The 15,184-nt window shown below is 40.7% G+C and carries 14 protein-coding genes; 12 read left to right on the forward strand and 2 right to left on the reverse strand.

Annotation, left to right across the window (positions count from 1 at the left end; genetic code table 11):
• Positions 1–105 precede the first annotated feature (105 nt).
• Complete coding sequence (locus K8S13_RS10810; protein WP_291462457.1) at positions 106–663, reverse strand: FtsX-like permease family protein; 558 nt, start codon at positions 661–663, stop codon at positions 106–108.
• A gap of 367 nt (positions 664–1,030) precedes the next feature.
• Between K8S13_RS10810 and K8S13_RS10815 the strand changes: the two genes are divergently transcribed.
• Both K8S13_RS10815 and K8S13_RS10820 read left to right on the forward strand, forming a co-directional pair.
• The gene (locus K8S13_RS10815; protein ID WP_291462458.1) at positions 1,031–2,083 is read left to right on the forward strand and encodes an efflux RND transporter periplasmic adaptor subunit; all 1,053 of its coding nucleotides are present in this window, start codon (positions 1,031–1,033) and stop codon (positions 2,081–2,083) included.
• Positions 2,084–5,197: an efflux RND transporter permease subunit gene (locus K8S13_RS10820; RefSeq protein ID WP_291462459.1), complete on the forward strand. Its 3,114-nt coding sequence runs from the start codon at positions 2,084–2,086 to the stop codon at positions 5,195–5,197. It begins immediately after the preceding gene.
• Positions 5,198–5,227: 30 nt separating this feature from the next.
• Here K8S13_RS10820 and K8S13_RS10825 read toward each other — a convergent pair whose 3' ends face one another.
• A complete protein-coding gene (locus K8S13_RS10825) occupies positions 5,228–5,398 on the reverse strand; it encodes a hypothetical protein (RefSeq protein WP_291462460.1) in 171 nt (56 codons plus the stop codon).
• Between the two features lie 117 nt (positions 5,399–5,515).
• On the opposite strand from K8S13_RS10825, the gene K8S13_RS10830 reads away from it, so the two are divergent.
• The 10 genes from K8S13_RS10830 to argS form a co-directional block, all read left to right on the forward strand.
• Positions 5,516–6,490: a radical SAM/SPASM domain-containing protein gene (locus tag K8S13_RS10830; RefSeq protein ID WP_291462461.1), complete on the forward strand. Its 975-nt coding sequence runs from the start codon at positions 5,516–5,518 to the stop codon at positions 6,488–6,490.
• A gap of 15 nt (positions 6,491–6,505) precedes the next feature.
• Positions 6,506–7,468, forward strand: a complete 963-nt coding sequence (locus K8S13_RS10835) for a GSCFA domain-containing protein (protein ID WP_291462462.1) — start codon at positions 6,506–6,508, stop codon at positions 7,466–7,468.
• A gap of 2 nt (positions 7,469–7,470) precedes the next feature.
• Positions 7,471–8,730, forward strand: coding sequence for a glycosyltransferase (locus tag K8S13_RS10840; RefSeq protein ID WP_291462463.1), 1,260 nt, complete (start codon positions 7,471–7,473; stop codon positions 8,728–8,730).
• Positions 8,678–9,955: a glycosyltransferase gene (locus K8S13_RS10845; protein ID WP_291462464.1), complete on the forward strand. Its 1,278-nt coding sequence runs from the start codon at positions 8,678–8,680 to the stop codon at positions 9,953–9,955. Before K8S13_RS10840 ends, K8S13_RS10845 begins: the two co-directional genes overlap by 53 nt.
• Positions 9,956–9,962: 7 nt before the next feature.
• Positions 9,963–11,072 (forward strand): glycosyltransferase family 4 protein, encoded by a 1,110-nt coding sequence (locus tag K8S13_RS10850; RefSeq protein ID WP_291462465.1) that lies wholly within the window; start codon positions 9,963–9,965, stop codon positions 11,070–11,072.
• A 1-nt stretch (position 11,073) separates the two neighbouring features.
• Positions 11,074–11,679, forward strand: coding sequence for a histidine phosphatase family protein (locus K8S13_RS10855; protein WP_291462466.1), 606 nt, complete (start codon positions 11,074–11,076; stop codon positions 11,677–11,679).
• Positions 11,676–12,827: a glycosyltransferase gene (locus tag K8S13_RS10860; RefSeq protein WP_291462467.1), complete on the forward strand. Its 1,152-nt coding sequence runs from the start codon at positions 11,676–11,678 to the stop codon at positions 12,825–12,827. Before K8S13_RS10855 ends, K8S13_RS10860 begins: the two co-directional genes overlap by 4 nt.
• A gap of 4 nt (positions 12,828–12,831) precedes the next feature.
• Positions 12,832–13,611, forward strand: coding sequence for a polysaccharide deacetylase family protein (locus K8S13_RS10865; RefSeq protein ID WP_291462468.1), 780 nt, complete (start codon positions 12,832–12,834; stop codon positions 13,609–13,611).
• A gap of 87 nt (positions 13,612–13,698) precedes the next feature.
• The gene (locus K8S13_RS10870; protein WP_291462469.1) at positions 13,699–14,151 is read left to right on the forward strand and encodes a hypothetical protein; all 453 of its coding nucleotides are present in this window, start codon (positions 13,699–13,701) and stop codon (positions 14,149–14,151) included.
• Between the two features lie 8 nt (positions 14,152–14,159).
• Positions 14,160–15,184, forward strand: a 1,025-nt coding sequence (argS, locus tag K8S13_RS10875; protein WP_291462470.1) for an arginine--tRNA ligase, incomplete at its 3' end; no start/stop codon positions are given.

Here is a 15,184-nt window from a genome sequence, read left to right on the forward strand (position 1 = left end):
TATTTCAAGGTCAACCCCTTTTAAAACATGGACGATTGATTTTCCCATTGTAAAATTTTTAGTGACATTGGTAACACGGACGATATTAGTTGGATTTTCCAAGAATCAGTCCTTTCCTCTCATTGCTTCAATCGGCTGCATTCTTGCCGCCAGCAGTGCCGGGTACAATACGCCGAAAAGACTTAAAAAGCATCCCAGCAAAATAGAGGATGCAATGGATATGAAAATACTATTTAAGGAGGTATGGGTAATTGCCAAAGTGCCGAATTTTATTAAAGATCCGCACAAAGCAATGCCGGCCCCTGCCAGGGCGCCTATAGCTGCGCCGATGAATCCCTGCAAAAAGGCTTCAATTAAAAAAAGCTTTAAGATAAATCTGTCCAACGCACCTAAGCATTTCATGGTGCCGATCTCCCGGAATCTGTCCGCAACAGCCATCAGCTGGGTGTTTACAATGCCGACAACGCAGACCAGTAAAGATAAAAATAAAATCCAGCGCTCCTTTGGTGTCGTGCTGTATTGCTCCCCTGTGGCTGGAATTTCATAGCCTTCCTGTGAAAGTGTCTGTATGGCAATTTTGTTTTCAGAAAAAACAATCCCGGAGATAATATGGGAACTGGTTTTAATATAGCTGTAAAATGAAATGGCTAGAATCAGACTCATTGTTGTTATCAGAGACCGAAAAAACCTTGATTTGATGCTTTTAACAGCAATTTCAACAGATTTAAAAAAGGGTAGAACAACCTGTTTTTGAGGAAGATTTTTTTTTAGTTTCGTTTCCGGATGCATCAATATTAAAATAAATAGTCCAAAATTTGTTTCAAGATATTATATTGGTAAGAAAATTTGGGTGATAAGTCAAGAAATACCATTTTTAAGCTTTTTCACCGCCGGGTGACTCATGATTAAACAGCAAAATTCATAATTCCATAATTTTCTAAATTAACTTTTTTTTAATCTTGACTTTTATATTGTCAAAAAATAAATTCTAGATCATTTTATCCATTTTAACTGCATAATGAGAGGGTCTATGCGTGTTCTTCAAGTCTTGCTGATTTTGACCATTATCAATGGCTCAATGATGTATGCCCAAGCGCAGCCCCCTGCCAGGGTGGTTACCTCAAAAATTGTCTTTGAAAAGGTGGCACAAAACCGATCTTTTATCGGCACACTTTATTATGAACGAATCAGCCATGTCTCTTCAGAGTTTCCCGGGCTGGTGACCAGAATAGATTTCAATTCCGGAGATCGGATTAATAAAGGAACGCCACTGGTACATCTGAATACTGAAATACTTGAAAAAGAAATCTTAATCCACCAAAACCAGATTGAGCAGGCCGAGCTTTATATAACCCATGCACAAAAGAATTATCAACGAATGGATTCTTTGTTTAAAAAAGGCGGAGTCAGTGAAAAAAATTACGATGATGCTATATTTGTTTATCAAGAGGCACTTTTAAAAAAAATGTCTGCCAAAACAATTCTGGAAAAACTGCTGATTCAAAAAAGAAAAAGTGTGATTAATGCTCCTTTTGATGGAATTATTCTTGAAAAAAATGTGGATTCGGGAGACTGGGTACAGCAGGGAAAACCGCTGATTAGTATCGGGTCCGTTAATGATCTTTTTATAAAAGTACCTGTGGCGGAGACTTTGTTAAAGTTTGTTTCCATCGGTCAAAGCGTGCCGGTAACCATCAATGCCTATAACAAAGAAATGATCGGAATCATTGATAATCTGTCTCCCATAGCAGATGCAAAAACTAAAAACGTTTTCTTGAAGATACGAATTCCCATGTTAACCAAGGTGGCCCAGAACATGTCGGCCACTGTGTTTATTTCTACTGGTGACGGGAAAAAAATGGCCATGATTCCAAGGGATGCATTAATCAAATTTCAGGGTAATGATTTTGTCTATACGATCAAAGAAGAAAAGGCGGTCATGATGCCGGTAAATATTGTGACCTATCTGGGCGACAGGATTGGGGCGGATAATGAGCATTTTACAGAGGGCATGCCAATAGTGGTTGATGGAAACGAACGCCTGCGGCCGGGTCAGTCCGTTATCATTGATGGAGTAAATTAAATGGATATTATCCGGTTTTTTATCCATAAACCGGTAATGGTTGCAGTGGGCGTTATCCTGACGGTCATGTTCGGCCTTATTGGGTTTCAAAAACTACCGATACAGCTGACGCCTGATGTTGAAATTCCTTTGATTACCGTGAACACAGCCTGGTATGGCGCTACACCCTATGAGATTGAAAAGGAAATTATTGAAAAGCAGGAAAAAGTCCTGAAAGGCCTTCAGGGACTCACCAAGATGGAGAGTTCCAGTTATAATGCCATAGGGACCATTACCCTCTCCTTTAAAATCGGAACTAACCTTGATGATGCTCTGCTCAGGGTGTCCAATAAAATGTCCGAGGTGCGTAATTATCCGGAAAACGTAAACAAACCAACCATAGAGTCCTCCGGGGCCAACAGCTCTCCCATCATCTGGATGGTCCTAAAGAAGATGCCTGGTAATAGTGGTCATATCAATCAATTCAAAACTTTTTTTGAGGATAATGTCCGTCAGTATCTGGAGCGGATTAACGGTGTGGGCTCTCTTCTGGTGTTTGGCGGCACCGATACGACCCTGGATGTGATCATTGATGCCCAAAAAATGGCCCGTTATAATGTGTCCATCAATCAGATCATCGCATCCATCCGCAGATCAAACCAGAATATTTCCGCCGGCATTCTCGGTATGGCCAAGAAAAATTACCGCATCCGCACCATCAGCCAATTTCAAACACCAGGGGATGCCCTTGGTGTGGTCATCTTTGATGACGGAATAAAGCGGGTCTACCTGCGGGACGTAGCCCAGGTTAAAAAAGGGTATAAAAAAGAAGCCGCTTCGGTCCTCCACAATGGCGAACAGGTGGTTGTGGTTGCTGTGAGAAAGGAAAAGGGGGCCAACGTTCTGGACATGACGGATGCAGTGGAAAACGCTATCCATTACCTGAATAAAACCATCCTTGCGGATAACAAGTTGACTCTGAAAATGGTTTCTGATCAGCGTCCCTACATTAACACGGCAACCCACCTGGTTAAACGGAATATTATGATCGGAAGCCTGCTGGCTGTCTGTGTTCTTCTGCTGTTTTTAAGAAGTGTAAGGACCACTCTGATCACCGGAATTGCCATTCCCATTTCAGCCGTTGGCTGTTTCATTTTTCTCTGGCTGTTGGGAAGAAACCTGAATGTTGTGAGTATGGCAGGGATTTCATTTGCCGTGGGCATGCTGGTGGACAACTCCATTGTGGTACTTGAAAATATTGACCGGCACCGAAAGACTGGTAAAACCGCTTTTGATGCCGCCTATGAAGGAACAAAAGAGGTGTGGGGTGCAGTTCTTGCTTCCACCGCAACCACGGTGGCGGTCTTTTTGCCGGTCATTTTTATACAGGAAGAGGCAGGGCAATTGTTTCGCGATATTGCCATTGCCATAACTTCTTCCATTTTCCTAAGCCTCATTGTTTCCATTTCCGTGATTCCAACCCTGTTTAATTTGTTTTACAGAAAAAAAAACAATATCAAGACCAACAGACTGCAAAAAAGTATTGTTGGCCCGTTGTTGGCCGGTATTATATTAAAATTCAGCACCCTGTGCATGAAAAATGCCGTTACACGGATAGCAACTGTTGTTCTATTTACCAGTCTTTCCATTGGTTTGACCTCCTGGCTGATGCCAAGTGCTGAATACCTTCCCCAGGGCAACAGAAATTTTATTCTAAATATTCTTATTCCACCGCCCGGTTATTCTGTAGCCAAACTCAAAACCATGGGTCAATCTATATTCAAAGAAATCGAACCTTATTTTAAGGAAGATGGCAAAGACGGTTTTCCCCAGATTCAGGGTATGTTTTTTGTAGGTGCCGATCGTATTACGCTTTTTGGTGGAACCAGCATTCATGAAACCCGTGCCCGTGAGTTAATTCCTCTTTTTAGCCGGGTAATAAGCAAAATTCCGGGGGTCTTTGGCGTCAGTATTCAGGCCGGGATTTTCGAGTCTGGTATCGGAAAAGGCAGAACCGTGGATGTCAATATTTCTGGAGAGAGTATTGATGATATTATTCAGGCGGCATATGCTCTGTTCGGGACCATAAAAGCAAAAATGAAGAACACACAGGTCCGTCCGGTGCCATCCCTTGAAGCCAGTTATCCAGAAGTAAAAATAATCCCCAATAAGGAAAAATTGGCTGCCAATGGTCTTACAGCAGAAGAAATAGGGGTCTATGTTGATATCCTCATGGATGGCCGCAAGATCGAAGAATACCGTCCCGAGGGAATTAAACAGGTTGATCTGGTACTCAAAGGCCGGGATTCTTTTGGCAGTTCGCCGGAAGATATTTTGAACAGCACCATTGTCAACAGCTTTGGAGATCTGATCCGGATCAGAGATGTGGCAAGGATCGAATACGGTGAAGGCATGCCCCAGATAAATCACCTGGAACGGGACCGTACCATTTCCCTGCAGGTTACCCCGCCTGCCGATCTGGCCCTGCAAAACGCCATGGAGTTGATTGAAAATGATATTATTCCTTCATTGGAAAAGATAGGAAAGTTAAAAAATGTCAATGTGACCGTTGGCGGCAATGCAGATAAACTCGTGGAAACTCGGCAGGCCCTTCAGTGGAACCTTCTTCTGGCCTTGATCATTACCTATCTGCTCATGGCAGCCTTGTTTGAAAATTTTTTGTATCCCTTTATTATTCTTTTTACCTTACCCTTGGCCGCAGCCGGCGGTTTTGTTGGGCTTTGGGCAGTCAATATCTTTATTGCTCCCCAGGGCTTTGATGTCTTGAGCATGCTGGGGTTTATCATTCTAATCGGTACGGTGGTAAACAATGCCATTCTTATTGTCCATCAATCATTAAATAATGTCCGGTATAATAGCTTCTTGGGAAAAGAAGCCGTGGCAAACGCTGTAAAAACCAGGATCAGGCCCATTTTCATGAGCGCCACAACCAGCCTTTTGGCCATGCTGCCCATGGTATTGTCAACCGGTTCAGGCAGTGAGTTGTATCGCGGGCTTGGATCAATTCTGCTGGGTGGTCTTGCCATGTCAACAGCCTTTACTCTCTTTGTGATCCCGTCCCTGCTCGTTTTTATTATTGGTTTTGAAACAGATAGAACAATGGAAAAAATCTGATGGCCAGTGCCCCGAGACATGAAAATGTAATTACAGCAGTTTCCAGAATACTTTGATCCGCATTGGCCAGAAGGAAGGGCTCTGAATTGTTGTTAAAGCCTTTCCCATCTCAAAGATCCTGTTTTGATCCAAACGTATTTCACCATAAGTTTCAAGATGAAACGCATGAGTAATGGTTCTGATTTCATTTTTAAGTGGCACGAATTGCTGCTGGTATTGTTGGGACAGCCAGGGAGGTGTGGAGGTGATGCTGTCAGCATCTTGACTTTATTTTGAAATTTGGATAGAAGAGCAAAAACTATAAATAATAGGACTATTATGCTTAACCTCACGGATATCAAAGCACTCAATATTGAAATTTCATCCAAATGTATTGCAAAATGTCCATTTTGCAGCCGGGATCAAAAGGTCAGGCCCTATGGAAATCATCTGATAACATTTAATGATTTTAAAAAACTGCCCCAGAGCCTTATCCGGCAATTAAAGTGGATCACTTTTGCCGGAAATTTTGGTGATTTGTCCACCAACAGAGATATGGTACAAATTGCAGGTTACATAAAGGAGTTGAACCAAGATGTTGTTTTAGGCGGGGAGACCAATGGATCAATTCAGGATGAAAAATGGTGGAGAACACTGGGATCGTTTTTTAAGGACGGCAGTATGGAGTTTTCACTGGACGGCCTCTTTGACACCCACGCCATCCACAGGATTGGAACCGATTATCATAAGATCATTAAAAATATTAAGGCGTTTACGGGTGCAGGCGGTGTTGCGCACTGGAAATTTATCTTGTTTGCCCACAATGAGCACCAGATAGATGAGGCAGAACAAAGAGCCGGACAGATCGGCTGTAAAAGATTTTTTGTTGTCCCCTCCAGAGATTATAACGAGCAGCTTAAAAAGTCGGAGAAATTTGAATTTCAGATAAAAAGGGACATTTTTCAATCTTATGATGAAAAAACAGCATCTTCTAAAGTCGTTGCAACCTGTAAACCTTTTGCAAACGGATCTGTCTATATCGCTGCTAATGGAACGGTTCACCCCTGCTGCTATTCCCATTGCATGTATATTACTGAACACAATAAGTTATTTGATTTTGTTTTGCCTTTGATAGAAAAATATCATGACCGGATTAATTTTAAAACCGCATCCTTCGAAGATATCATACAGGGCCCGTATTTTAGAGAAATTTTGGAAAAATCAAAGACAAACACCTATTGCAGGATGAAGTGCAATCAATACAGGAAAACAATTAAAAAAGAATTGGTTTTAATTGACCGACCTTTTAATTAATATTTAGGATAAATCATGGCCATTTCCGAAATGCATCCGGTACACCAGTTCAAATCCTGGCAGGTCTGGCCGGGGTCATATGACAATAAATTTATACCCGGACACTATCCCCATAAAAAAAATTCAGGGCTCTTTATTGATAAATCAACTCCCATCGCATCCATGGGGTCCTGTTTTGCAAGAGAAATCAGGAAAGTTTTGATCCGGCATGAGTATAATTATATCCAGGAGGAAACCTATCATCCTGCATCTGTCCATGCCAGCGCCGCATGGGAGAGAACCTATAACACTTTTTCCATGAGACAGATTTTTGAGTATACGTTTGAATCCTTTAACCCTAAGACAAGGTGGTGGATTTCTCCCAAAACAAAGCAGGTTCAAGACCCGTACCGGAGAATTATTCTTTATGACTCAATAGAGGAAGCCCAAAACGATTTTTTATCCCACATTGAGTGTTCCCAACGAGCCATAATGAAAGCCAAAGTGCTGATATTGACCCTGGGATTAACTGAAATCTGGAAGGACAAATCCGATGGGAGTGTTATTTGTTTGCCGTCAGGACCTTATGTTAATGAGGGAGGCAGTTTGGATGACTATGAATTTTGTGTCAGCAGGTATTCGGAAAACCTTGATAATCTTGAAAAAATATATAAGATTGTAAAAAATAATAATAAGGGTTGTAAACTCATCAGTACTATCTCCCCTGTTCATCTTTGGGCAACGTTCAGGGAAGATATGGATGTCATCAGTGCAAATTGCAATTCAAAATCAACCTTAAGAGCGGTTGCAGATGAATTTGTATGCAGGCACGATGATGTGTTTTATTTTTCCAGCTATGAAATTGCCACCAACTTTACTATGATGATGAATAAGACCTGTTTTGAAAAAGGAAAAGAGAATTTTCATATCAATAAGGAAACGGTTGAGTTGATTATGAAACATTTTTTTGAAGTTTATTCAAAAGGAGTGAAACTTTAAATTTGATAGATAAATTTCCCACCTTTAATATCCTGATGTATTCCCATGATACGTATGGCCTTGGCCACATCAGAAGAACCATGGCTATTGCCGAGCAATTGAGAAAATCAAATACCAATATATTGATACTCACCGGTTCTCCCATTGTCGGAAGATTGGCACTCCCGAAATATGTTGACTATGTCAGGGTTCCGGGCATGATAAAAAAAGCAAATGATGAATATTTTCCGCTCACAATCAGAATTGATCCCCTGCAGGCAATGGAGATAAGACAAAGCATCATTATGGCCACAGTGAAAACGTTTTTACCGGATCTGTTCATTGTGGATAAAGAGCCCCAGGGATTAAAAAAAGAAGTTCTGCCCGCACTGGAATGGATCAAAGAAAATTTAAAAAAAACAAAAACCATTCTTGGTTTAAGGGATATTATGGATGATTCCGAAACCGTTAAAGCAGACTGGAACAAAAAAAATATTTATTCAACCATTGAAGATCTCTATAGTGAGGTCTGGGTATATGGACAAAAAAATATTTATAATTCCATCCAGGAATATGGCATACCGCCGGTCATCAGTAAAAAATTGCATTTCACAGGTTATATTCCAAGAAAGGTCCCGCAGGAAAGTGTTGCAGATGAGCTTAGACTGCAGCTGAATGTCATGAAAAATGAGAACCTTGTAACGGTTACAACCGGTGGTGGTGGAGATGGATTCTATGTGTTGGATTATTATTTGACAATGCTTGAAAAAATGAAGGCACAATCCATTCTGCCGGCCTTTCAAAGTGTTATGGTCACAGGGCCCTTTTTATCCCGGAATGACAAGGATTCTATATTGGAACGTGCCAACGAACTTGGCATTCAATCCTATGATTTTTTTTCAGACATGGAAACCTTGATTGCCGCATCAGACATTCTAGTGTGCATGGGGGGATATAACACTATATGCGAGGCGCTTTCTTCCAAAACCATGTCTCTTGTCATACCTAGGGAAGTGCCGCGAAAGGAACAGTATATAAGGGCACAGGCCTTTCATCGTGAAGGCCTGATTGAGTTTATCCCCTGGACTGACCTTAATGAAGATAATTTAGAGAATAAAATACTCAATATGCTGGAAAATAAAGCATCTTTTACAAAAGCCATGGAGAATTTTGAAATGACGGGGATTGTAAATATTTGTGAGCGCATATCGAAATTTTGGAGTGGAAAAAATGGAAAAAATATCAGCCCCGACACTATGTATGGTTTTGAAAGGCTATCCTAGAATATCAGAGACATTTATTTCAAACGAAATACTGCTTTTAGAATCCTTAGGATTTAAGATTCATATCATATCCATGCGCCACCCGCGAGAGCCGTTTACACATGCAAGTGTAAAAAATATTCAAGCGAGTGTTGACTATCTGCCCAGTACCATACAGGGTAATTTATTTACTCTTTGCGGTCATAATTTTTTACTGGCTGTCAAAAGGCCTGTCATCTATTTTAAAGCAGTAAAAAAAGCAGTTGTCAGATGGATGCGGACAAGAAAATCAGCAACCCTCAAGCATTTGCTCCAGGCAGGATACCTGGTGCACAAGATTTTACCCGGAAAAAATATTGTGCATTTCCAGGCCCATTTTGCCCATTCTCCCACATCTGTGGCATTTTTTTCAAGCCTGTTAAGCGATGTTCCATTCAGTTTTTTTGCCCATGCAAAGGATATTTACACCTCGGATAAAAGGCAGCTTAAAGAAAAAATTAATATGGCACGATTTGTTGTGACCTGTACAAAATATAACAAAGCATATTTATCAGAACTTGCGGGCAACACTCAAACACCTGTTTTTTGTGTGTACCATGGTATCAACCTGGATTACTTTTCTTCAAAAGAGCGTGAAATAAAGTGTAAACCGCCATACCAAATCATTACAGTGGCAAGAATGACCCGGAAAAAAGGTCTGGAAAATGTGTATCAAGCCTTGGCTGTCATGCGCGATAAAGGGATTGAATTCAAGCACACCCTGATCGGGGAGGGAGATGACCACTCAAAAATTGTTGCATTGATCAAACAATTGAAACTGGAAAATTTAACCCAGCTTTGCGGTACCTTAACCCATGAACAGGTAATAGATCATTATGCATCCTCAGACCTTTTTGTACTGGGATGTCTAATAGCTGACAACGGTGACAGGGATGGTATCCCAAATGTCATGGCAGAAAGTATGGCAATGAATTTACCGGTTGTCGCAACAAATGTTTCCGGAATCCCGGAGTTTCTTGAAGATCGCGTAACCGGATTGATGGTAGAACAAAAAGATCCCATGGCGCTTGCCAATGCCATGGAAACACTGTTAACAGATAACAATTTAAGGCAAAAAGTCACACTAGAAGCAAAAAAGAGAATCACCAGAGACTTTAATAATAAAAAATTGATAATTGATCTTGCCGGAATCTATAGTAAAATGATAACAGGCCTGGAATTGGACAATATCGAGTTAAAAAATTAAAGTTAATATGAGAATAGCCTTTTACGCACCTTTTAAACCGCTTGGCCATAAGAATCCCTCCGGTGATCTTGCCATTGCCAGGGGCCTTGTAAGATATCTTAAGGAACAGGGACATACCATTGAAATTCAAAGCATTTTGCGTGCCAGGTGGATTTATTTTAAGCCCTGGCTCTGGTTCTTATTGCTTTTACATTTTATTCGTTGTTTGAAAAATCTGACCTCAAATCCCCCGGACTTATGGCTGACCTATCATACCTATTATAAAGCACCGGATCTTCTGGGGCCATGGATCTGTAAATTTTTAAAAATCAAATATGTTATCTTCCAGGGAATATATTCCACAAAAAGGAGGCGAAAGCTTAGAACGATATTCGGGTTTTATTTGAATCGGGCTGCCCTGGTACGTGCCGACCATATATTTATAAATAAAATGAGTGATTTTAAAAATTTAAAACGCATCATTTCCAAAGAACGATTGACCTATGTCAAACCCGGTATTAAGCCGGATGAATTTAAGAAAGATGAGGTGTCAGGAAAAAAATTAAGAAAACAATGGGGCGTGAAAACCTGTCCCATTATTTTGACGGCTGCCATGTTCAGGGATGACGTGAAAACTAAAGGACTTTCCTGGTTGATAAAATGCTGTGCACAACTTATTAAATTAAAGGTAAAATTTCATCTTGTGATTGCCGGAAGCGGGGAAATGGAAAATGAGCTTAAAGCAATTGCACAGGACTATCTGCCGGATCATCATACATTTGTGGGGAAAATTGCGCCAGGGCAGATGTTTGAATTTTATAGTTCAGGAGATGTGTTTGCATTTCCCGGGATAAGGGAATCTTTGGGAATGGTTTATTTAGAAGCGCAATCCTGTTCGCTTCCAAGTGTTGCGTTTAAGAATGGTGGTATTCCTGAGGTTATTGATGATCAAAAAACAGGTTTTCTTGTTCCCATGTATGATTACAGGGGCTTTTCTGAAATCTTGAAATGCCTGTTAACAGATGATACGCTTTTAAAGCAAATGGGAGAAAATGCCGCAAGCCATGTTAGAAAACATCACGATATTGATCTTAATTATGGCAGGTTTGAACAGATATTGTGTCAGATGAGTGCATAAAATGGTAAGATTTGGCATTATACGGCATGCAAGGACTGTTTGGAACCTGGAAAAAAAAATTCAGGGCAGAGAAGACATTGCATTATGCCGGCAGGGAATAGACGAAGCCGCGCACTGGGGTGATATTCTAAAATTTGAAAAATTTAGCCTGATAGTGTCAAGTCCCATGATCCGTGCCAGGCAAACATCTGAAATCATTGCTGAAAAAATAGGTATTGATATCGCTTTTGATGACAATTTAAGGGAACAGGATTTTGGAAGTTGGGAAGGAAAAAAAATTGCTGATATCAGAAAAGATGAGCCAGGCATAATAGAGATCCAGGAATCAAGAGGATGGGATTTTTGTCCACCTGAGGGAGAGAGCAGAAACTCTGTGTTAAAACGTGCGTTAAAGGCAATAAGAAAAGCCACTGATATTTATGATGAACACCATGTTCTTGTTGTTACCCATAACAGTGTTATAAAATCCATCCTGTATAGTTTGATGAATAACAGAACATTCACCCCGGATAAAACACAGGTTTTAAAGGATTATCACCTTCATATGCTGACATGGAAGAATAAATTGAAGATAGAAAAATTGAACCACATCAGGCTTCAACAATGAAGGTTGTCATCTATTGCCAGCATGTTCTGGGGGTAGGGCATTTTTTCCGGACACTGGAAATTGCCCGGGCCATGAATTTTTGTGAAGCGATTCTTGTCACCGGCGGAGGAAATATCAATGTGAAGTTTTCAAGTCATATAAGGCATGTAAGTCTTCCCGGACTCTTGATGGACAGCAATTTTAATGGTCTTCACAGTGTGAACCCGCAAAAAAAGGTGGAGGATGTCAAGCTTGCACGCAAAAAACTGCTCTTGGATTTAATAAAAAAAGAGCAGCCGGATATTTTTTTCATAGAACTTTATCCCTTTGGTAGAAGAGCCTTCAGGTTTGAACTCATCCCTGTGCTTGATTTTATTACCCAGAACCATCAGATCAAATGTAAAGTGGTTTGCAGCTTAAGAGATATCCTGGTTGAAAAAACAGATACAGCCAAGTATGAAAGGCGTGTGATAGATGCATTAAATAAATATTTTGATGCAGTCCTTGTTCATTCTGATCCAGAATTGATACGGCTTGATTCAACTTTTTCAAGGGTGGGCAAAATTAAGATTCCTGTTGTGTATACCGGATTTGTCACACCGGTTCCAGACCCGGAAAAAGTTCAAGTTTTCAGGCAGAATACAAGACTGGATAAAAACGGGACTCTTATTGTTGCAAGTGCGGGCGGAGGGAATGTTGGCGCGCCTTTGTTAAAATCAGTTATCCAGGCATATCAGCAATTGCCGGAAAATAAAAATATCATGCTGAATGTGTATACAGGACCCTACATGGACAAGGAAGATAGGGCAGAACTCCATTCTTTTTCCAGCACAAGGATTAAGGTCGAGGAATTTACCAATGATTTTGTTTCCCTTTTGGGTGCGGCAGACCTTAGTGTCAGTATGGCAGGATATAATACCTGTATGAATATTGTTGCCGCCAGTGTGCCGGCAATTGTCTGGCCCTTTGGTCAGAACAGGGAACAACGTGCCCGGGCTGAAAAAATAGCCCAATTTATCCCCATGACGATTCTGGAGGACGAGGATCTGGCTATTCTCGCATTCACTGCAATTTTAAAAAAATATCTTGGAATGCAGAACAAAGAATTCAAAGCCGGACTGAATATTCAGGGCGCTTTTAATACTGCAAAATGGATACGGAGCATATAAAAAGGTGATATCAAGCATTTATCAATCATCAGATACGGTTTTAACGCCTATGATTAGACAGTCTTTAGCAAGTTGTATTGAAGATGGGCTGGTTTTAAATAACAGGCCGAAGTTTTTTTTCAGGGCAGATGATATTGGAGTGCCGTCAAAGAATTATTCAAGGATGATGGCGCTTTTTTTAAAATATGAAATCCCTCTGTGCCTGGCAGTGGTTCCCACGTGGTTAACAAGGAAAAGATGGGAAGCCATGAATGATTTTGTTAAAAAAGGACAAAACCTTTTTTGCTGGCACATGCATGGATACAGGCATATGAATTATGAAGTCCAGGGGAAAAAACAGGAGTTCGGCCCCATCAGATCCTCAACAGCGGTTTTTAACGATATTTCAAGGGGGCGCAAGACACTTCAATCTATTTTGGGAGATAAGTTCACACCGATTTTTACACCCCCATGGAATCGCTGCAGCCTTGAAACAATGCAGGTGTTGAAAGAAATTGGATTCAAAGGAATTTCAAGAAGTTATGGCAGTCTGCCGCTCCCCCCTGCCGGACTTGAAGACTTTCCAATTCACGTGGATCTGCATACCAGAAAAGAGAAAACTGCAGAACAGGGATGGCAAAAGCTTTTTAAAGAAATCACCAGAGGAATGCAATTTCCGGCTTGTGGTATTATGATCCATCACATGCGGATGAATGAGCAGGCATTTGTTTTTCTTAAATACCTGCTGGAATGTCTTGCGGCTCATAAACAAGCACGGATTATCACCTTTAATCATTTAATATAAAATTGAAACGGGCTTTTTATTGACAGAATAAATAGTTGCGCTATATTAAGAAGTTTTAGGTTAACCCAATTTTACAGGAGATAATGGATGAGGCAGAAAATAAGATTTGAGAAAAATATTAAAGGCAAAAAACTGACAATTCTGGAATCCAGTGAAGTGGATCCAGGTGTTGTCATACTGCTCCATGAAGAAGAGTATAATCTTGAAGAAGTGGCAAAGGCTTCTATTGAAGGCGTTCAAGCCTTTTCTCAATTAATAAGAAGGCGAAGTTTTTTTCCTTCTTCAGACCTTTGCAATAAGCTGTTTGGGAATACGATTGATTTTTTTAAAAAAGATGCTGAAGAAAAAATCATCATTGAATATGATGATGTTGAGGCCTTTCCAAAAGAAGAAGCATTTCAGCTGGAAGATGATGATGTAGAGATTGATAAAATATTGGAGGCAGACGGGGAGACCAGTGAAGACGAGATAAAAGAAATCGATTCCGGCGATGACACGCCTAAATTTACCCCCGAAGATACTTCAGAACACGAAAATTAGAGTTGATAATGAAAATAACAATTAGAAAAATCATTCTTGATGCTGCCCAAAAAGCCTTTGAAAAAGGAATGTTGATTTCAGATCAGATTTCTGAAATGGAGATAGAAGAACCCCGGCACCAATCCCAGGGAGATTTTTCTACAAATTTTGCAATGGTTTGCGCCTCCATACAAAAAATGCCACCAAGGAAAATTGCTGAAATCCTGGTATCAGAGATTGAAATCTCTGGTAAATCCCCGGATACAGCATCGGATACAGCATCGGATAAAGCATCAGGTGAAACCCCAGGTTTGATTGAAAAGGTTGAGATAGCAGGTCCGGGATTCATCAATTTTTTTCTTTCAAATAGAGCATGGCATCCTGTGATTGATACCATCCTCAGCCGGGATAAAACTTATGGTACTTCTGATATGGGTAAGAATGAAAAAGTACAGGTGGAATTTGTCAGTGCCAATCCCACCGGTCCCTTGCATGTCGGTCATGGAAGGGGTGCTGCCGTGGGAGATTCTGTCGGGAATATTCTTTCATTCGCCGGGTTTGATGTTCAAAAAGAGTTTTATATTAATGATTCGGGCCGTCAGATAAGAACCCTTGGCAGGTCTGTCTGGATAAGACTGCAGCAAATAAGGGGCAAAGAAATCAAGTTCCCTGATGACTGCTATCAAGGCGATTATATCATGGACCTGGCCCGCAAGATTCATGAAAAAGAGGGTGACAAGTTTCTCCGGAAGGATGAGGAGCAGGCCATTGCTGTGTGTGCAAAATTTGCAGCAAAGAAAATTCTTAAAGGTATACAACAAGACTTATCAGATTTTGGTGTCACGTTTGATCAATGGTTCAGTGAACAAAGCCTGTATGATGCAGGAAGAGTTCAAAAAGCGATTGATGATTTTAAATCAAAAGGTTTGATTTATGAAGAAGATGGTGCACTTTGGTTTCGAACACAGGATTTTGGTGATGAGAAAAACAGGGTGGTGGTCAGAAATAACGGCCTGACAACGTATTTTGCTTCAGATATTGCCTATCATATGGA

The sequence above is a fragment of the Desulfobacula sp. genome (assembly GCF_021107415.1).